Below are 17,758 nucleotides of genomic sequence, written 5' to 3'. Positions count from 1 at the left end.
CGCAGACGAGTCAGAACCCCGCGACACACCAAGGCAATCACCGATACGCCCGCTGCGCGGGCTACTCGATCAGCATGTGGTCGCCCGCCGCGCGGGCTACTCGATCAGCATGGGCATGCCCGTTCCGCGGACTGCCCGATCAGCATGGCGATCCCCGCTCCGCGGGCTGGGCGATCAGCGGGGGCGGCCGTTGCAGCGGGATCGCCGGCGGGTCGATACTGGGGCCCTCCTCGACAGGAAGGCGCCGTCATGTCCACGAGTCTCAGCCCCTACATCGGCTTCCGCGACAACGCTCGCGAGGCGATGGAGTTCTACCACTCGGTCTTCGGCGGGGAGCTGCAGTCCAGCACCTTCGCGGACTTCCACGCGAGCGAGGATCCGGCCGAGCAGGACCTGATCATGCACTCGCAGCTGGTCACGCCGAACGGGCTGATCCTGATGGCGTCCGACACTCCGGGCTCGATGACGTTCGAGGAGGGCGCGCGCATCACGGTCGCGCTCTTCGGCGACGACGACGCCGAGCTCGGCGGCTACTGGGACGGGCTCGCCGCCGGCGGCTCGGTCCAGGAGCCGCTGACCACGTCACCCTGGGGCGACCGCTTCGGGATGCTGACCGACCGCTTCGGCGTGCACTGGATGGTCAACATCTCGGGCGCGTCCGCCTGAGCGTCCCGATCGCCGCCCGCGCGGGCGCAGAATGGAGGGACCGCCCGGTGTCCGGAGCGGTCCCCTCCCTCTGACGAAGGCGGCACTATGACGATCACGCTCGGGTACAAGGCATCGGCGGAGCAGTTCGGGGCGCGCGAGCTCGTGGAGCTGGCCGTCGGCGCCGAGCGGCACGGCTTCGAGAGCGCGGTGGTCTCCGACCACTTCCAGCCCTGGCGCCACACCGGCGGCCACGCGCCGTTCTCGCTCGCCTGGCTCGCGGCGGCCGGCGAGCGCACCTCGACCATCCGGCTCGGCACCTCGGTGATGACGCCGCACTACCGCTACAACCCCGCCGTCATCGCGCAGGCGTTCGGCACGCTCGGCGTGCTCTACCCGGACCGCATCATGCTCGGCGTGGGCACCGGCGAAGCACTGAACGAGGTCGCGACCGGCTACCAGGGCGCCGGCGAGCAGACCTGGCCCGACTTCAAGGAGCGCTTCGCCCGGCTGCGCGAGGCCGTGCGCCTCATGCGCGCCCTCTGGGCCGGCGACCGCGTCTCCTTCGACGGCGAGTACTACTCGACCCACGAGGCGTCCATCTACGACAAGCCCGAGAACGGCGTCCCGGTCTACATCGCCGCGGGCGGGCCCGTCGTCGCGAAGTACGCCGGCCGCGCGGGCGACGGCTTCATCTGCACCTCGGGCAAGGGCATGGAGCTCTACACCGAGAAGCTGCTCCCCGCGGTCGAGGAGGGCATCGCCGCGGGCGGGCGCGACTCCGCGGTGCTCGACCGGATGATCGAGATCAAGCTCTCCTACGACCCCGACCCGGCTCTCGCGCTCGAGAACACGCGCTTCTGGGCGCCGCTCTCGCTCACTCCCGAGCAGAAGCACTCGCTGACCGACCCGGTCGACATGGAGCGCGCCGCCGACGAGCTGCCGATCGAGCAGGTCGCCAAGCGCTGGATCGTCGGCTCGGACCCGGACGAGACGGTCGCCCAGATCAAGCCCTACGTCGATGCGGGCTTCAACCACCTCGTGTTCCACGCGCCGGGCGACGACCAGCAGCGCTTCTTCGACGCGTTCGAGCGTGACCTCGCGCCGCGCCTGCGCGCCCTCTGATTCCGTCGCGGCGGGCCGGCGTCGTGCCGCCGGCCGTCCGACCCTCCCGTGCCCCGACCCGTCGGCGCCCGCCGACCGACCCCTCCGGAAGAGCCGCCTCCGCATGACCGTGCCCACCCTCCTCGCCCGCCTCGCCGAGGGCGAGCCGATCACGCGCGCGAGCGCCGAGGTGCTCCTCGAGGCGCGCGGGGACGACCTCGACGCGGTGCTGCTGGCCGCCGGGCGGCTGCGCGACGAGGGGCTCGCCCGCCGCGGCCGGCCGGGAGTGATCACGTACTCCCGCAAGGTCTTCGTGCCGCTGACCAAGCTCTGCCGCGACCGCTGCCACTACTGCGTGTTCGTCGAGACGCCCGGCGGCCTCGCCCTCAAGCGCGAGTCGACCTTCATGGAGCCGGAGGAGATCCTCGAGGTCGCCCGCGCCGGCGCCGCTCTCGGCTGCAAGGAGGCGCTGTTCACCCTCGGAGACCGCCCGGAGGACCGCTGGCCCGTCGCCCGCGCCTGGCTCGCCGAGCACGGCTACGCCTCGACGCTCGAGTACGTGCGCGCGATGGCGGTGCTGGTGATGACCGAGACCGGCATGGTGACGCACCTCAACCCCGGAGTGATGTCCTGGGCCGAGCTGCAGCGCCTGCGCCCGGTCGCGCCCTCGATGGGGATGATGCTCGAGACGACCGCCGAGCGGCTGTGGTCCGAGAAGGGCGGCGTGCACTACGGCTCGCCCGACAAGGACCCCGCTCTGCGGCTGCGCGTGCTCGACGACGCCGGGCGCAGCCGGATCCCGTTCACCACGGGCGTGCTTCTGGGCATCGGCGAGAACACGGCGGAGCGGGCGGACGCGCTGTTCGCGATCCGCGACTCGCACGCGCTCTGGGGCCACGTGCAGGAGTGCATCGTGCAGAACTTCCGCGCCAAGCCGCGGACCGCGATGCAGAACGAGGTCGACCTCGAGCTGCAGGAGTACGTCGCGAACGTCGCCGTCGCGCGCCTCGTCCTCGGCGCCGACATGACGATCCAGGTGCCGCCGAACCTCACCGACGAGCAGGAGCTCGGGCTGCTCCTCCGCGCCGGGATCGACGACTGGGGCGGGGTCAGTCCGCTGACCGCGGACCACGTGAATCCCGAGCGGCCCTGGCCGAACATCGACGACCTCGCGCGGCTGACCGCCGACTCCGGCTACCTGCTGCACGAGCGCCTCACCGCGCATCCGCGGTACCTGAGCGACGCGGAGACCTGGATCGACCCGCGGGTCGCGCCGTACGTGCTCGCGCTCGCCGACCGGGAGTCGTGGCTGGCCGACGAGGCCGCGCCGATCGTCCCCCGCCCGTACGAGGAGGAGCTCCCGCCCGCCCCGCGCCCGGCCGCGCCGACCCTCGCCGCCGTGCTGGGGCGTGCCGCCGCCGATCCGGCCGGTCTCGACGACGCCGACTACCGGGCCCTGCTCGCCGCCGACGGCGACGACCTCGACGCGCTGGCCGCCCTCGCCGACGACGTCCGCCGCGCCGCCGTGGGCGACACCGTCACCGTGGTCGCCAACCGCAACATCGACACCGCGCTCTGGGGCGCCGGCGGGCTCAGCGTCGAGACCCTGGAGCAGCTCGCCGACGAGGCCGTCGCGCTCGGCGCCACCGAGCTGTGCCTCCAGGGACCGCTCGCGGCGCCGGGCGAGGACCACCTGCTGATCGTGCGGACCCTGCACGCCCGGCACCCCTCGCTGCACCTGCACGCGTTCCGGCCGGGCGAGATCCTCGACGCCGCGACGAGCACCGGTCGGACCCCCGCCGAGATGCTGGCCGCGCTGCGCGAGGCGGGCGTCGACTCCGTGCCGGGAACCGCGGCGCGGATCCTCGACGACCGGGTGCGCGCGATCCTGAGCGAGGGCGCGGACCCGAGCGTCGCCGAATGGCGGGAGTCGGTGACGACCGCGCACCGCGGCGGCCTGAAGTCGACCGCGACCATGGTCTACGGGCACGTCGAGACGCCGCAGCAGCAGATCGACCACCTCCGCGCGCTGGCCGCGATCCAGGACGAGACGGGCGGCTTCACCGAGTTCATCGCGATGCCGTTCGTGCCGGCCGAGGCGCCGGCCGCGGTCGTCGCGCAGACCCGTGGCGGGCCGACCCGGCGCGAGACGCGCGCGGTGCATGCGGTGGCACGGCTGCTCCTGCACGGGCGGATCGAGCACGTGCAGACGGCCTGGACGAAGCTCGGGCTCCAGCTGTCGCAGGAGCTGCTGCGCGGCGGCGCGGACGACCTCGGCGGGCTGCTGCTCGACGGCGCGATGAGCCCGGAGGCGGGCGCCGAGGCGCACCGCTCCCTCGACATCGCGACCGTGGCGCGTCTCACCGGCGAGATCGGCCGGCCCTGGCGTCAGCGCACCACCGACTACGGACAGGTCGCCCCCGAGCGCGCGATGACGGTGCCGGCGCCCGGCAGCGCCCGGACACGACGACTGCGGCTGCCGGTGCGCGAGGCCGGCCGCGTCTCGTGACGCGGTCGTCGGCGTACCTCGAGCGGCAGGCGGCGCTGATCCGGGAGTCGACCCTCACGGTGGGTGACGACACGGTCCGCCTCCACTCCGGTGGTGAGCCGGCGACGGACGTCGTCCTGCTCGTGACCGGGCCGGGGCGCGGTGCCCAGGCCGACGGGGCGCTGCTGCTGCCGATGCTCGCTCGCCGGCACCGGGTGGCGGCGCTCGAGCTCGCCGACCTGCGGGATCCGCTGCGCGACGCGCCTCGCGCCGTGTCCGCCGCGCTCGACCGGCTCGGCGCCGAGCGGGCGGTCGTCGTCGGGGTCTCCCTCGGCGCCTGGGCCGCGATCACCGCCGCCGAGGCGGACCCGCGCGTGGTCGCCCTGGTGCTGGCCGCCGGCTGGCTGCGGCCCACCGAGCGCCTCCTCGCGGTCGCCCGGCTGTGGGAGTCGCTGGCCGGCCTCCCCGACGCCCGCGCGGACCTGGCGCGCGTGATCGGCGTCCGCACACTCTCCGACCTCGGACCCGGGCGCGCGACTCCGCTGGCCGCCGACGCCGCGACCGCCGCGCTCCTCGCCGCGGCCGCCCGCGCCGACGCGACCGAGGCCGCGGCCCGTCTGCGCGTCCCCGCGCTCGTCGTCGGCTGCACCGCCGACGCCGTCGTCGGTGTCGAGGGGTCGGAGGCGCTGCTCGGGGCGATCGACGACGCCCGCTACGCCGTGATCGACGCGGGCCACTGCGTGCTGGCCGAGCGGCCGGCCGAGCTGCTCGCACTCGTCGAGCGCTTCGTCGCCGACCCGCACCGGGACCCGGCCGGGTCGACACTCCCCCGGACGATCGTCTGATGGCGACCTCGGTCGACGTCGTCGTGGTCGGCGCGGGCTTCGCGGGCATCGGAGCGGCGGCGCGCCTCGCCCGCCGCGGCGGCGTCTCCTTCGCGGTGCTCGAGCGGGCCGAGCGCGTCGGCGGCACCTGGCGCGACAACCGCTATCCGAACGTCTCCTGCGACATCCCCTCGCACCTCTACTCGTACTCGTTCGCGCCCGAGACGGACTGGTCGGCGTTCTACGCGCCGGGCGCCGAGATCCAGGCCTACCTCGAGCGGGTCGTCGAGCGCGAGCGGCTCGCGCCGCAGCTGCACCTCGGGACCGACGTGCTCGAGATGACCTTCGACGAGGACACCGAGCGCTGGCAGGTGCGCACCTCGCGGGGGGACTTCGACGCCGCCGTCCTCGTGGTCTGCGCCGGGCGACTGTCGGAGCCGCGCCTGCCCGACGTGCCCGGACTGGAGGGCTTCACGGGGCCGGTCTTCCACTCCGCCCGCTGGCGCGACGACGTCGACCTGGACGGGGCGCGCGTCGGGATCGTCGGCTCCGGCGCCTCCGCCGTGCAGATCGTGCCGCACCTCGCGGAGCGCGCGGCCGAGGTCGTGCTGTTCCAGCGCTCGGCGCCGTACGTCGTGCCGCGTCGGAACCGCGCCTACCCGCCGGAGGAGCGCCGCACGCTCGCTCGCGTGCCGGGCGCCGTCGAGCGGCTGCGCTCCGAGCTGTTCTGGCGCGCGGAGCTCGGCTTCGCCGGCCGTGTCGGCGTGCCCGAGGCGATCGGCCGGCTACGGGCGGAGGCGCTCGGCCACCTCGCCGCGCAGGTCGCCGACCCGGAGCTGCGCGCTGTCCTCACGCCGGACTACGAGATCGGCTGCAAGCGGGTGCTGCTCTCGGACGACTACTACCCCGCGCTCGCGCAGCCGCACGTGCGCGTCGTTCCGAGCCCGCTGCGCCGGATCGAAGGCTCGGCGGCGATCGGGGGCGACGGTGTCGGCCACGAGGTCGACGCGCTGGTCTTCGCGACCGGCTTCCACGCGACCCGCCCGCCGTTCGCCCGCCGGATCCGCGGCCGCGGCGGCGAGCTGCTGGCCGACCGCTGGGGCGACGGGATGTCGGCGTACGAGTCGACCGCCGTGCACGGCTTCCCGAACCTCTTCGTGATCAACGGCCCGAACGCGAGCCTCGGCCACAACTCCGCGGTGCACATGATCGAGTCGCAGATCGACTACGTCCTCGCCGCGCTCGAGCACCGCGAGACCGCCGGCGTCGAGCTGCTGGAGGTGACCCCGGAGGCCGAGGCCGCCGCGCTCGCACGCCTCGACGCGCTCAGCGCCGACACCGTCTGGACGAACGGCGGCTGCGAGAGCTGGTACGTCGACTCCGCCTCCCGCCGCCTCACCCTGCTCTGGCCCGACTTCGCCTTCGCCTTCCGCGAGGAGCTCGGCCGCTTCGACCCGTCGGCCTACGCGCACTGACCACGCTGACACGAGGTAGATGCGGTAGATGCGGTGCGGACATCATGCTGATCGAGCAGCCCGCGCAGCGCGCGCATCGAGATCCACCAGCGCCAGACGCCGAGCCTGCAGACCCGCCCTGCTGACAACGTCGGGTCTCGATACGCCCCTGCGGGGCTACTCGACCAGCATGTACTCCGCCGAGACATGATCGACGGCACCGCATTCATGCTGATCGAGTAGCCCGCGAAGCGGGCGTATCGAGATCCACCAGCGTCAGCAGCCGAGCCTGCAGACCCGCCCTGCTGACAACGGCGGGTCTCGATACGCCCCTGCGGGGCTGCTCGACCGGCATACAGCAGCGGCGAGCCACTGGACGCGCGGCGGTGTCCGGCGGAGCTGCAGGGCCCGGTCCGGGTCCACTCGCGCGCCTCCTCACTTCCGACTGGACGCGAGCGGGGCCCTGCTCCGGGTGCGAGGCCCGCTGCGGGTCGGTTCGTGGAATCTTGCCGATCGAGCAGCCCGCGAAGCGGGCGCATCGAGATCCACCAGCGGCGACCGACGACGCGGGATCATGGACGCATCCGATCCCCGCTCGACAGGACCCCCGCCATGCCGTCCGACGCCGCTCCGCCGCCCCCGCCCGCGCTCGATCACGAGGTCGCGGCCGCCCTGCTGCGCGAGCGCTACGGGCTGCACGGCGCGCTGCGGGAGCTGGGCAGCAATCAGGACCGCAACGTCCTCGTGGACACCGGCGACGAGCGGCTGCTGCTCAAGATCGCGAATCCCGCGACGCCGAGAGGGCGGATCGAGGCGCAGACGGCGGCGGTCGCGCGCCTCGCCGAGCACCTCGAGGGCGTCCGGCTCCCGCGCGTGCGCCCCGACCGCGAGGGCCGCACCCTGCACGAGATCGACCTCGGCGGCACGACCGCCGTCGCCCGGGTCCTCGACTTCGTCCCCGGCCGCACGCTCTCCGGCTCCGGCTACCTCTCCCCCGCCGTCGTCCGGGCGATGGGCGACCTCGCCGCCCGGGTCGACGTCGCGCTCGCCGAGCAGCCGCTCGACGGCCTCGAGGAGACCGACCAGTGGGACCTGCGACGGGCGGGCGAGGTCGTCGACGCGCTGATCGGCCGAGTGCCCCGGCGCTCGGCGCGGGCGATTCGGGCGGCCGTCGACGCGGCGCTGGCGGTCCTCGATCCGCTCGCCGCCGCGCTCCCGGTGCAGCTCGTGCACGGCGACCTCACCGACGACAACGTCGTGGTCGACGCGGGCGTCCTCCCCGACGGCGTCATCGACTTCGGCGATCTCGGCGCGGGCTGGGCGGTCGGCGAGCTCGCGATCACGCTGTCCTCGCTCCTGCACCACGCGGACGCCGACGCGGCCACCGTGCTCCGTGCCGCCACCGCGTACGACGCCGTGCGCCCGCTCGCCGAGGCCGAGGTCGAGGCGCTCTGGCCGCTCGTGGTGCTCCGGGCGGCGGTGCTCGTCGTCAGCGCCCACGACGTCCTGGCCGGCGACCCCGCCAACGACTACGCCCGCGAGAACCTCGAGCACGAGCGGCTGATCCTCGACCGGGCGACCGCCGCGCCGCTGCCGGTGCTGCAGGCGCTGGTCCGGCGGGCCCTCGGCCGGCCGAGCGCACCGGTCGCGCTCGCCCCCGCGGTCCCCGTGCTCGGCGGCCTCGACGCCGTCGTCGTCGACCTCTCGCCCGAGAGCCCCGCGCTCGACGCCGGCCGCTGGCTGGACGACGACGCCGAGCCCGCCCTCGCCCGCGCCGCGCTCGCCGGCGGCGCCGGGGCCGCGGTGCTGCGCTACGGCGAGCGCCGTCTGACCCGCGGCCGCCCGCACACCGCGCAGGAGCCCGAGACGATCGCACTGGTCACCGAGGTCCACCTCGCCGCGGAGACGCCCCTGGTCGCGCCGTTCGACGCGGAGGTGGGCGGCGGCGTCCCCGGCGGAGTCACCCTCCTCGCCGACGGAGCTCGACTGCGGCTCGACGGGGTCGACGACGCTCCCGCGCCCGGCACCCGGGTGGGAGCGGGCGATCCGGTCGGAACGGCCCGCGGACTCCTGCGCGCCCAGGCCGCACCGCGCGCGCTCGACGCGGTCGACCTCCCGCCCTTCGCGAACGCGCGCTGGGCCGACGCCTGGCTCGACGTGCTCCTCGACCCGACCCCGCTGCTCCTGGGACGCACCCTGCCTGCCCCGCAGCCGGACCCCGAGGTGCTCGAGCGGCGGCTCGCGCACCTGGCCGAGGCGCAGGAGCACTACTTCGAGTCGCCGCCCACGATGCTGCGCGGCTGGCGCGAGCACCTCGTCGACGACTCCGGTCGCGTGCACCTCGACGTGCTGAACAACGTCACCTCGATCGGCCACGCCCACCCGCTGCTCGTCGAGCGGGTCGCGCGGCAGTGGCGGCTGCTCAACACCAACTCGCGCTTCTCCTACCCCGCGATCGGCGAGTTCTGCGAGCGGCTGGCGGCCCTGCTGCCGGACGGGCTCGACACCGTGCTGCTCGTCAACAGCGGCACGGAGGCGGCCGATCTCGCGCTGCGGATCGCCCGCGCCTGGTCGGGCCGCGACGACGTGCTGGCGGTGCGGGAGGCATACCACGGCTGGTCGGGCCTGTCCGATGCGGTCTCCACCTCCGTCGCCGACAACCCCGACGCGCTCGCGACCCGGCCGCACTGGGTGCACACTCTCGACGCGCCCAACAGCTACCGCGGCACGCACCGCGGGGCCGAGGCGCACCGCTACGCCCCGGAGGCGGTCGCCCGGATCGAGGAGCTGGCCGCGGCCGGCACTCCCCCGGGCGGCTTCATCGCCGAGACCTTCTACGGCAACGCCGGCGGCATCCCGCTGCCCGACGGCTACCTCGCCGCGGTCTACCCGGCCGTCCGCGCCCACGGCGGGCTCTGCATCGCCGACGAGGTGCAGGTCGGCTACGGCCGCCTCGGCGACTGGTTCTGGGGCTTCGAGCAGCAGGGCGTGGTGCCCGACGTCGTCGCCGTCGCGAAGGCGATGGGCAACGGCCACCCCCTGGGCGCGGTCGTGACGACCCGCGAGATCGCCGACCGCTACCGCTCGCAGGGCTCGTTCTTCTCCTCGGCGGGCGGCAGCCCGGTCAGCTCCGTCGTGGGGACGACGGTGCTGGACGTGCTCGCGGACGAGCGGCTGCAGGAGAACGCGCGGACCACCGGCGCGCACCTCCGCCGCCGGCTCGAGGAGCTCGCCGAGCGCCACCCGCTGATCGGCGCCGTGCACGGCAGCGGGCTGTACCTCGGCCTCGAGCTGGTCCGCGACCGGGAGACTCTCGAGCCGGCGACCGCGGAGACGCGCGCGATCTGCGAGCGCCTCCGCGAGCGCGGCGTGATCGTGCAGCCCACCTCCGACCGGCAGTGCGTGCTGAAGATCAAGCCGCCGCTCTGCTTCACCGTCGAGAGCGCCGACTTCTTCGCCGACCAGCTCGACGAGGTGCTGACGACGGGCTGGTGAGCGGGCCGGCGGGCGGGCGCCGCCTCACGCCCTCGCCCCGCCCGCCAGCACCCGCCGCACGATCACGCGCTCGCAGAGCGTCCACGTCGTCGTGACCGTCAGGTAGAGCGTCGCCGCGAGCGGCACGAACGCCGCGAACACCACCGTCAGGAACGGCATCCAGCTGAGCACCCCCGTCAGCTGCGCGACGGCCGCGGGCGTCCCCTCCGGCACCGGGGTGAGCGCCGCCTGGCGCAGCGCGACCCGACGCGCCAGCCACGAGACGAGCGCGATCACCCCGAGGAGCACCGCGAACACGCCGAGCTGCGCGGGCTCGCCGCCGCCGAGCGCCGTGACGAACGACCGGCCGAGCGGCACGTCCAGCAGTCGCGCGTCGAGCAGTGCGTTGCCGTGCCCCGCGATGTCCGGGTGCACGAACAGCCCGTAGAGCAGCGAGACGACGGGCGCCTGCAGCAGCACCGGGAGGCAGCCCGCGAGCGGCGAGGCCTTCTCGTCGGCGTAGAGCTTCATGGTGGCGCGCTGCAGCGCCTCCGGGTTCTTCGCGTGCTTGCGCTGCAGCTCGCGCAGCAGCGGGGCGAGGCGGCGGCGGGTGATCTCGGCCCGCCCCTGCGAGATGCCGACCGGGATCAGCAGCACGCGGACGAGGAGGGTCACCAGCACGATCGCGGCGGCGGCCGAGGCGCCGCCCGCGAGGGGCTCGAGGGCCGAGGCGAGGCCGGTGACGAGGTGGGAGGCGGCGTCGAGCGCCGCCGCGATGGGCGGGAAGTCGTAGAAGTTCAAGAGAGTCCTGTCGTCGGGAGGTGAGCGCGATCGCGAACGGTCGCGCCTCCCGAGGCAGAGCTCCGGGCTACGCGACCAGTCCCGGCAGGCCCGGCGCCCGCGAGCGCACGCGACCCGCGGTGCGCGGATGCTGCGGCGAGGGCTGCGCGGCGAGGCCGAGCCGGTGCTCCCGGGCACGCCGGCCGATCGACAGCACGGGCCGGCGAGCGCCGACGGCAAGGTAGCGCGCCCCGAGGACCAGGGCGGCGACCGCGGTCGTGGTGACGACCAGCACGACGGCGGCGTCGGGACTCGACACGAGCGCGAGCAGCAGGAACGTCCCGCTCAGCAGAGCGAGGAGCTGCTCGAGGTGCGCGCGCACGGGAGTCCTTCCGACTCGACCAGGCTAGCGGCAGGTGCGCCGCGGCGGGTGGGGTGTCAGGCTGTCGAACGGCGGAGGGAGCCGACGATGGCAGCTCGAGGAGACAGCACGAACGGGCGGGTGCTGCGGTTCCTCGCCGCCGCCGGCCGGATCCTGCTCGCCGGCGTCACCGCCGGGATCGCGACGCTCAGCCCGGGCGGCGAGACGCACCGTCCGGACCTGCCGCCCCCGCGCCGCGACGAGTACCGGCCCTGACGCCGGCGCCCGCGACGAGCACCGGCCGCGAGCGGGCAGGGTAGGCCCCCCGCTCCGCCGCGGCCAGCCGTCGCCGGGCCGCGCCCGAGCCGACGATAATCGGGGGATGCGTGAAGACGACGATGTCGATCTGGTGATCGACGCGTGGGCCGACGCCCTGCCCGATCTCGACTTCGCCCCGCTCGACGTCCTCTCCCGCCTGCGCCGGCTCAGCCCGCGGGTGCAGGAGGTCCGGCGCCTCTCCTTCGCGGCCGGCGAGCTCGCCCCGTGGGAGTTCGAGCTGCTCTCGCTGCTGCGCCAGAACCCGGCCGGCACGATGACCCCGTCCGTCCTCTCCACCCGCCTGGGCATCTCGAGCGGCAACCTCGCCAGCCGCGTCGACCGGCTCGGCGCGCGCGGGCTCGTCGTCCGCGAGCAGAACGCCGCCGACTCGCGCAGCAAGATCGTCTCGCTCACCCCACGCGGCACCAAGCGCGTCGACGACGCGATGCGGCACCTCGTCGCGGCCGAGGGCGAGGTCCTCGCCGACCTCGACTCCCGGCAGATCGGCGTCCTGATCGAATGCCTGCGGACCATCAGCGCGACCCTCGACCGCCTGGACTGACCGCCCGCTCCCCGTGCGCCGGTCGCGCTGCACCGGCGATACTCGACGGGATGCGGATTCTGGTGGTCGACGACGAGGCGGTCTTCGCCGACGGCGTCCGCCGCGGTCTCGAGGCCGAGGGCTTCTCGGTCGACGTCGCGCACGACGGCGTGGACGGACTGTGGCGCGCCCGCGAGACGGTCTACGACGCGATCGTCCTCGACCTGATGATGCCCGGGCTCAGCGGCTCCGCCCTCTGCCGCACCCTCCGCGAAGAGGGCGACTGGACCCCGGTCCTGATGCTGACCGCGAAGGACGGCGACCGCGACCAGATCGAGGGCCTCGACGCCGGCGCCGACGACTACGTGGTGAAGCCGCTGGAGTACACCGTGCTCGTCGCGCGGCTGCGGGCACTGGTGCGGCGCGGGCGGCCGGAGCGGCCGGTGGTCCACCGCGTCGGCGATCTGCTGATCGACCCGGCGCTGCGCGAGGTGCACCGGGGAGACGTCGCGATCCGGCTGACCTCGCGCGAGTTCGCCGTGGTCGACTTCCTCGCCCGCCACCGCGACCGGGTGGTCGCCAAGCGCGAGATCCTCGAGGGCGTCTGGGACGACGCGTTCGACGGCGACCTGAACATCGTCGAGGTCTACGTGGCGCGGCTGCGCGCCAAGCTCGACCGCCCGTTCGGCACGCAGTCGATCACCACGCTCCGCGGCGCCGGCTACCGGCTCGTCGAGGGCTGAGGACCGATGGCTCCCCGCCCGCCCTGGAGCATCCGCGTGCGGCTGACCGCCCTGGTCTCCGCCGTGATCCTCGCCGTGCTGGTCGCCGGCTCCGTCGCCTTCACCGCCCTGCTGGAGCAGTCCCTCGTCGACGCCGAGGCGTTCACCGCGAACCAGCAGGCCCGCCAGATCGCGACCGACACCGAGAGCGCCGGACGGCTGCCGCCGTTCAACACCGACGAGGTCGTCATCCAGCTGCAGCGGGAGGGATCCGTCGTCGCGGTCGCGGACGACGACTTCGTCTACGCCGTGCCGCTGCCGGTCTCCGACGAGCCGCAGATCACCTCGATCGACGGCACCCGATTCGTCGTCGGCTCCGAGAGCCTCCAGCTCGGCGGCGACCCGGGCGAGACCGTCGTCGTCGCGCGTACCCTCGCCGGGGCCGACGACGCCGCGGGCTCGGCCGTCCGGCTGCTCGCGGTCGCCGTCCCGCTCGTCACGGCGGTGGTCGGAGCGCTGGTCTGGTTCGTCGTCGGCCGCTCGCTCCGGCCGGTCGAGCGGATCCGCGCCGACGTCGAGGCGATCGAGGCCGCCGATCTCCAGCGCCGCGTCCAAGAGCCGCCCGGCCGCGACGAGCTCGCCCGCCTGGCCCGCACGATGAACGGCCTGCTCGACCGCCTCGAGCGCTCGCAGGCCGCCCAGCGCCGCTTCGTCTCGAACGCCTCGCACGAGCTGCGCTCCCCGGTCGCGGCCGTCCGGCAGCACGCCCAGGTCGCCCTGCGGCATCCGGAGGCGGTCCCGCTCGCCGACCTCGCCCGGGTCGTCGAGGACGAGGGCGAGCGGATGCAGCACCTCGTCGCGAGCCTCCTGCTGCTGGCCCGAGTGGACGAGCGCGACGAGGGAGCGGAGCAGGACGTCGACCTCGACGACCTCGTGCTCGCCGAGGCCGCGCGGCTCCGCGCGCTGGGCGTCGACGTGCGCACCGAGGACGTCGGACCGGCCCAGGTGCACGGGCACGAGCCGCTGCTGCACAGCGCCGTGCGCAACGCCGCCGAGAACGCCCGGCGGCACGCGGCGGGCGTCGTCGCCTTCACCGTGCGCGAGGAGGACGGCACCGCGGTGCTGCGCGTCGACGACGACGGCCCGGGCGTGCCGGCCGAGGACCGCGAGCGGGTCTTCCTCCGCTTCGAGCGCCGCGACGACGCCCGCGCCCGCGACACCGGCGGCTCAGGCCTCGGCCTCGCGATCGTCGCCGAGGCGGCGCGGGCGGGCGGCGGCACGGCGCGCCTGCTCGACTCCCCGCTCGGCGGCGCGCGGCTCGAGATCCGCCTGCCGGCTCCCGGCCGAACGCAGGACCCCGAGCCTGTTCAGGCTGGCGAAAGGTCCCGCCGGTCACCCTGAAGCAGTGGAAATGCCGACCTACCTCCTCGTCCTCTGGCGCTGCAAGCTCCTTGTCGTCGCGAGCGCCGTCCTCGCGGTGATCGTCGCGACCGCCGTGCACTTCACCGTCACCGACGAGGGGCTCACCCTCCGCGGCGACCGCGAGCACAGCGCCGCCGTGACCGTGCTGCTCGGCGGCGGCCCGAAGAACCCCTACGCGGCGCAGATCCCCGGGGTCGAGCGCATCCCGGGCGTCGAGGACGACCAGTTCAGCGACCTCAGCAACACCGCCGTGATCTACGCCTACCTCGCCAGCGGCGAGGAGGTGCGCGCCGCTGTCGCCGAGCAGGCCGGTCCGCTCGAGGAGGGCGACGGCGTCGGCGCCGTCCGCCGCACCACCCAGCCGCGCGGCGACGAGTCGAACGGCGGCCGCTTCACCCTGCCCTTCCTCTCGGTGATCGGCACCTCGTTCGATCCCGCTCGCGCCGTCGAGCTCTCCCGCACCGCTACCACGGCCCTCCTCGACCGGATCGCACGGGAGCAGGACGCCCAGGGCGTCCCGGAGTCGATCCGCGTCACCCTCACCGTCACCGACGAGGGCGACGCCGTCCCGGGCGCGCTCGGCACGGTCGCGATCCCGATCGCCGGGACCGGACTCGCCGTCTTCCTCCTGGCGCTCCTGGGGATCGTGCTCGGTCACCGGTTCCGCGTGCAGCGCGGTCTCACCGCCCCGCTCCCCCGTCGCGGCGAGCCGGACGAGGACTCCTCCCTCGACGCCGAGCTCGAGTCCGCCCTGGCCGCCGAGAGGCAGGACACGGTGTCCCGTCGGTGACTACCTCTGCGCACCTGGGAGGTCAACCCCGTTCGGGAAGGACACCCGCGGACCTAGCGTGAGGACGCACGGTCGAGGCGGAAGCCTTCCGAGCACGATGCACGCGAAAGAGCACCAATGACCCAGATCCCCATTCTTCAGCCCGCACGATGGAGTCGCAACGGAGTCCGGATCGTCGTCGTTCCCGGGGCGGAGCTGCCCCGCTTCCGACTCGAGATCGAACCCGGACGAGCCGTCCTGACCGGGGCCTTCACCGGCCCCTTCGCCACCGTCGAGGAGGCCGAGCGCGCCGCCGAGGCCATCACCTCGGCCGCCGACCGCAAGCTGTCCGCCTGACGCCTCAGCCGGCGAGCTCGTCCAGCCCGCAGGTCGGCAGGGCGATCCAGCCCTCGGCCTGCGCGGCCTCCCGGAGCGCGTCCGGCACCGGCACCGTCCGCCCGAGGGCGTGCGCCCGGGCGTTCAGCGCCGCGATCACCGCGTCGAAGGCGTCGTCGGAGCGCGCCATCAGCGCCGCCGCGTCCGCCGGCAGCACCAGCCACGGCGCCGCCCGGCGCAGCGCCTCGACGGCGAGCGCCACCGCCTCGGGCCGCGTCTTGTAGCCGGTGGTGTCGACTCCCCAGAGCCGGAGCGCCGCCGCGGGATACGCCTCGACGAGCCTGCCGCCCCCGGAGCGGTCGACGTCCTCCCCTGTCGCCGCGAAGGCGTCCAGCAGCTCGGCGCAGCGCATCGCCGTCATGCCGAGCCGATCGGTCGACACGCTCAGCGGCCAGCGGCCCGTCACCTCGCGCGCGGCGCGGTCGGTCTCCCGGTAGGCGAGCCGTCGCCGCCAGTCCCGCCCGGCGAGCGTCCGCGGCGAGACCTCCCGGCGGGTGTGCGCCGAGACGAACGCGGCGAACTCCAGCGGCCAGCCGAAGGCGCAGTCGATCCCGATCGTCGTCGCCTCCCGGGACGCGGCGACGACGTCGTCGTCGGAGGCGCCGAGCACCAGCGAGCGGACGACCGCCCGGCCGCCGCCCCACTCCAGCGCGGCCACCGCCGTCCGCACGGGCTCCGCGGCGAGGTCGACTCCGATCGTGAGCATCGGATCAGGCTACCCGCCGGGCGCGCCCCGGCCCCGCGCTCGCTACGCTCGTGCGATGACGCCGCCCTCCCCCGCCCTCGGGACGCGCGCGACCAGGATCCCGGTCGCCGTCCTGCGCCTCGTCGTCGCCCTGACGGTCCTCGCGGCCGTCGTCGGCACCGCCCTCGACACCGCCTCGCGGACGCCGATCGTGCCGGTCAACTTCTTCGGCTACTTCACGATCCAGGGCAACATCCTCCTGGCCGTCGTGCTCCTGATCACCGCGGCGGTCGCGCTTGGCGACCGACCGCAGGGACCGCTGCTGACGCTCGTCCGAGGAGCGGCGACGAGCTGGATCCTCGTCGTCGGCATCGTCTACAACACCCTGCTCATCGGCACGGCGGGCGGCGTGACGCTGCCCTGGGCCAACACGGTGCTGCACGTGGTCTTCCCGATCTACGGACTGCTCGACTGGCTGCTCGTCGCCGACCGGCCGGCCCTGCCCTGGCGCCGCCTCTGGGTCGTCACCGTCTATCCGATCGTCTGGCTGGTGGTCGTCCTCGTCCGCGGCGCGACCGACGGCTGGGTCCCGTACCCGTTCCTCGACCCCGCGAACGGCTACGGCGCGGTCGCGATCGCGGTGCTGATCGTCGCGGTCGCGTTCGTCCTCTCCGGTGCGCTCGTCTGGGCGCTCAGCCGGGTACGGCTGATCGGCGATCGGCCCGCCTGACAGGGCGGGGCTCGGCGGGCCCCGTTCTGGGGCCACAGGCGCAGGACCGCCGGTGACCCCGCAGGCCTAACGTCAGGATCGGCGGCCCCCACCGCCGTCCCCCGACCGAGAGCGGTTCCCCCTCATGCGCCTCCCCACCTCCCTCCGCCCGCGCCGCATCGGGAGCCGCCGCGTGCGCGCGCTCGCCGTCGGCGCGGTGCTCGCCCTGGCCGCGGCGGTGGTGCCCGCGGGCGCCGCCTCCGCCGCGACCCCGACCCTGTCCGTGCTCAGCCTCGGCGACTCCATCACCCAGGCCTACGGCACCTGCGGCCAGTTCGCGGACTGCCCGCGCAACAACTGGTCCACCGGCACGAACGCGACCGTCAACTCCTTCGCGAGCCGCCTGCGCACCGCGAACCCGGGCACCACCGTGACCACGGCGAACTTCGCGCAGACCGGCGACCTGATCGCCGGCGTCCCCGCGCGGATCGACGCCGCCGTCGCGGCCGGCGTCCGCCCCGACGTCGTCACCCTGCTGATCGGCGGCAACGACCTCTGCTCCGCGAAGAACCCGGTCGCCGCCGACGGCTACACGATGACCACGGCCGCCGCCTTCAGCACCGGAGCGAGCGCCGCGATCACGAAGATCCGCAGCACCTGGCCCGCCGCGAAGATCGTCCTGTCCTCGATGCCGAACGTGGCCGCCGAGTGGGCCGTCGTCAAGGGCGGCTTCGGCTCGGTGATCTGGTCCTCCGGCAACCTCTGCCGCACCACCCGCGGCGTCAGCGCGACCGGCGGTCGCCTCAGCACCACCGCCGCCTCGGCCTCCGCCACCGCCGCGAAGACCCGGACGACGCAGTACAACACCGCCCTGCAGCAGGCGTGCACCGCCGCCGGAAACCTCTGCGACTACGACGGCGGCGCGCTCACCGCGACTCCCGTCACCAAGGCGCTGATCGGCACCACCGACTACTTCCACCCCAGCATCGCGGGCCAGGCGAAGATCGCCTCGGTGCAGTGGTCGGCGTCGAACTTCGGAGCCGCGGGCTAGCGCGGGACGCGGCCG

Annotated in this window: 17 protein-coding genes; 14 read left to right on the top strand and 3 right to left on the bottom strand. The window is 74.6% G+C overall.

Features of this window, described 5'->3' with window-relative positions:
• The first annotated feature begins 249 nt into the window (after nt 1-249).
• The 6 genes from MT351_RS17970 (at nt 250) to MT351_RS17945 (ending at nt 10,010) form a co-directional block, all read left to right on the top strand.
• Entirely contained in the window at nt 250-666 is a 417-nt protein-coding gene (locus MT351_RS17970; RefSeq protein WP_123702446.1) for a VOC family protein, read from the top strand.
• Nucleotides 667-753: 87 nt separating this feature from the next.
• Nucleotides 754-1,770 carry a glucose-6-phosphate dehydrogenase (coenzyme-F420) gene (gene fgd / locus MT351_RS17965; protein WP_243582870.1) on the top strand — a complete coding sequence of 339 codons (1,017 nt, stop codon included), beginning with the start codon at nt 754-756 and terminating at the stop codon, nt 1,768-1,770.
• Between the two features lie 103 nt (nt 1,771-1,873).
• Nucleotides 1,874-4,258: a 7,8-didemethyl-8-hydroxy-5-deazariboflavin synthase CofG gene (gene cofG, locus MT351_RS17960; protein ID WP_243582869.1), complete on the top strand. Its 2,385-nt coding sequence runs from the start codon at nt 1,874-1,876 to the stop codon at nt 4,256-4,258.
• Entirely contained in the window at nt 4,255-5,082 is an 828-nt protein-coding gene (locus MT351_RS17955) for an alpha/beta fold hydrolase (protein ID WP_243582868.1), read from the top strand. Before cofG ends, MT351_RS17955 begins: the two co-directional genes overlap by 4 nt.
• A complete protein-coding gene (locus MT351_RS17950) occupies nt 5,082-6,536 on the top strand; it encodes an NAD(P)/FAD-dependent oxidoreductase (protein WP_243582867.1) in 1,455 nt (484 codons plus the stop codon). Before MT351_RS17955 ends, MT351_RS17950 begins: the two co-directional genes overlap by 1 nt.
• A gap of 591 nt (nt 6,537-7,127) precedes the next feature.
• Nucleotides 7,128-10,010, top strand: a complete 2,883-nt coding sequence (locus MT351_RS17945; RefSeq protein WP_243582866.1) for an aminotransferase — start codon at nt 7,128-7,130, stop codon at nt 10,008-10,010.
• 24 nt (nt 10,011-10,034) lie between these two features.
• Here MT351_RS17945 and MT351_RS17940 read toward each other — a convergent pair whose 3' ends face one another.
• Together MT351_RS17940 and MT351_RS17935 are read right to left on the bottom strand one after the other, a co-directional pair.
• The gene (locus MT351_RS17940) at nt 10,035-10,790 is read right to left on the bottom strand and encodes a membrane protein insertase YidC (RefSeq protein ID WP_123735140.1); all 756 of its coding nucleotides are present in this window, start codon (nt 10,788-10,790) and stop codon (nt 10,035-10,037) included.
• A 67-nt stretch (nt 10,791-10,857) separates the two neighbouring features.
• The gene (locus MT351_RS17935) at nt 10,858-11,151 is read right to left on the bottom strand and encodes a hypothetical protein (RefSeq protein ID WP_123733838.1); all 294 of its coding nucleotides are present in this window, start codon (nt 11,149-11,151) and stop codon (nt 10,858-10,860) included.
• 87 nt (nt 11,152-11,238) lie between these two features.
• On the opposite strand from MT351_RS17935, the gene MT351_RS17930 reads away from it, so the two are divergent.
• From MT351_RS17930 to MT351_RS17905, 6 genes are all read left to right on the top strand, one after another.
• On the top strand, nt 11,239-11,406 hold the full coding sequence (locus MT351_RS17930) for a hypothetical protein (RefSeq protein WP_165909025.1): 168 nt from the start codon (nt 11,239-11,241) through the stop codon (nt 11,404-11,406).
• A gap of 106 nt (nt 11,407-11,512) precedes the next feature.
• Nucleotides 11,513-12,010: a MarR family winged helix-turn-helix transcriptional regulator gene (locus MT351_RS17925; RefSeq protein WP_123445211.1), complete on the top strand. Its 498-nt coding sequence runs from the start codon at nt 11,513-11,515 to the stop codon at nt 12,008-12,010.
• A gap of 50 nt (nt 12,011-12,060) precedes the next feature.
• Nucleotides 12,061-12,732: a response regulator transcription factor gene (locus tag MT351_RS17920; protein WP_243582865.1), complete on the top strand. Its 672-nt coding sequence runs from the start codon at nt 12,061-12,063 to the stop codon at nt 12,730-12,732.
• A gap of 6 nt (nt 12,733-12,738) precedes the next feature.
• Nucleotides 12,739-14,112 (top strand): HAMP domain-containing sensor histidine kinase, encoded by a 1,374-nt coding sequence (locus tag MT351_RS17915; RefSeq protein WP_243582864.1) that lies wholly within the window; start codon nt 12,739-12,741, stop codon nt 14,110-14,112.
• A gap of 10 nt (nt 14,113-14,122) precedes the next feature.
• Nucleotides 14,123-14,923, top strand: coding sequence for a hypothetical protein (locus MT351_RS17910; protein ID WP_243582863.1), 801 nt, complete (start codon nt 14,123-14,125; stop codon nt 14,921-14,923).
• Nucleotides 14,924-15,040: 117 nt separating this feature from the next.
• Nucleotides 15,041-15,259 (top strand): hypothetical protein, encoded by a 219-nt coding sequence (locus MT351_RS17905; RefSeq protein WP_123445207.1) that lies wholly within the window; start codon nt 15,041-15,043, stop codon nt 15,257-15,259.
• Between the two features lie 4 nt (nt 15,260-15,263).
• Here MT351_RS17905 and MT351_RS17900 read toward each other — a convergent pair whose 3' ends face one another.
• Complete coding sequence (locus tag MT351_RS17900) at nt 15,264-16,004, bottom strand: DUF429 domain-containing protein (RefSeq protein ID WP_243582862.1); 741 nt, start codon at nt 16,002-16,004, stop codon at nt 15,264-15,266.
• Nucleotides 16,005-16,059: 55 nt separating this feature from the next.
• On the opposite strand from MT351_RS17900, the gene MT351_RS17895 reads away from it, so the two are divergent.
• Together MT351_RS17895 and MT351_RS17890 are read left to right on the top strand one after the other, a co-directional pair.
• Entirely contained in the window at nt 16,060-16,713 is a 654-nt protein-coding gene (locus MT351_RS17895; RefSeq protein ID WP_243582861.1) for a Pr6Pr family membrane protein, read from the top strand.
• Between the two features lie 124 nt (nt 16,714-16,837).
• On the top strand, nt 16,838-17,743 hold the full coding sequence (locus tag MT351_RS17890; RefSeq protein WP_243582860.1) for a GDSL-type esterase/lipase family protein: 906 nt from the start codon (nt 16,838-16,840) through the stop codon (nt 17,741-17,743).
• Nucleotides 17,744-17,758: the final 15 nt, after the last annotated feature.

The organism is Rathayibacter sp. VKM Ac-2926 (assembly GCF_022815565.1).
GTDB lineage: Bacteria > Actinomycetota > Actinomycetes > Actinomycetales > Microbacteriaceae > Rathayibacter > Rathayibacter festucae.
This window is presented reverse-complemented; position numbering and strand designations above follow the sequence as displayed.

What these genes read in the sequence shown, in the direction of transcription:
- MT351_RS17970 (WP_123702446.1), top strand. Translation starts at nt 250, where the DNA reads ATGTCCACGAGTCTCAGCCCCTACATCGGCTTCCGCGACAACGCTCGC.
- fgd (WP_243582870.1), top strand. Translation starts at nt 754, where the DNA reads ATGACGATCACGCTCGGGTACAAGGCATCGGCGGAGCAGTTCGGGGCG.
- cofG (WP_243582869.1), top strand. Translation starts at nt 1,874, where the DNA reads ATGACCGTGCCCACCCTCCTCGCCCGCCTCGCCGAGGGCGAGCCGATC.
- MT351_RS17950 (WP_243582867.1), top strand. Translation starts at nt 5,082, where the DNA reads ATGGCGACCTCGGTCGACGTCGTCGTGGTCGGCGCGGGCTTCGCGGGC.
- MT351_RS17945 (WP_243582866.1), top strand. Translation starts at nt 7,128, where the DNA reads ATGCCGTCCGACGCCGCTCCGCCGCCCCCGCCCGCGCTCGATCACGAG.
- MT351_RS17930 (WP_165909025.1), top strand. Translation starts at nt 11,239, where the DNA reads ATGGCAGCTCGAGGAGACAGCACGAACGGGCGGGTGCTGCGGTTCCTC.
- MT351_RS17925 (WP_123445211.1), top strand. Translation starts at nt 11,513, where the DNA reads ATGCGTGAAGACGACGATGTCGATCTGGTGATCGACGCGTGGGCCGAC.
- MT351_RS17920 (WP_243582865.1), top strand. Translation starts at nt 12,061, where the DNA reads ATGCGGATTCTGGTGGTCGACGACGAGGCGGTCTTCGCCGACGGCGTC.
- MT351_RS17915 (WP_243582864.1), top strand. Translation starts at nt 12,739, where the DNA reads ATGGCTCCCCGCCCGCCCTGGAGCATCCGCGTGCGGCTGACCGCCCTG.
- MT351_RS17910 (WP_243582863.1), top strand. Translation starts at nt 14,123, where the DNA reads ATGCCGACCTACCTCCTCGTCCTCTGGCGCTGCAAGCTCCTTGTCGTC.
- MT351_RS17905 (WP_123445207.1), top strand. Translation starts at nt 15,041, where the DNA reads ATGACCCAGATCCCCATTCTTCAGCCCGCACGATGGAGTCGCAACGGA.
- MT351_RS17900 (WP_243582862.1), bottom strand. Translation starts at nt 16,004, where the DNA reads ATGCTCACGATCGGAGTCGACCTCGCCGCGGAGCCCGTGCGGACGGCG.
- MT351_RS17895 (WP_243582861.1), top strand. Translation starts at nt 16,060, where the DNA reads ATGACGCCGCCCTCCCCCGCCCTCGGGACGCGCGCGACCAGGATCCCG.
- MT351_RS17890 (WP_243582860.1), top strand. Translation starts at nt 16,838, where the DNA reads ATGCGCCTCCCCACCTCCCTCCGCCCGCGCCGCATCGGGAGCCGCCGC.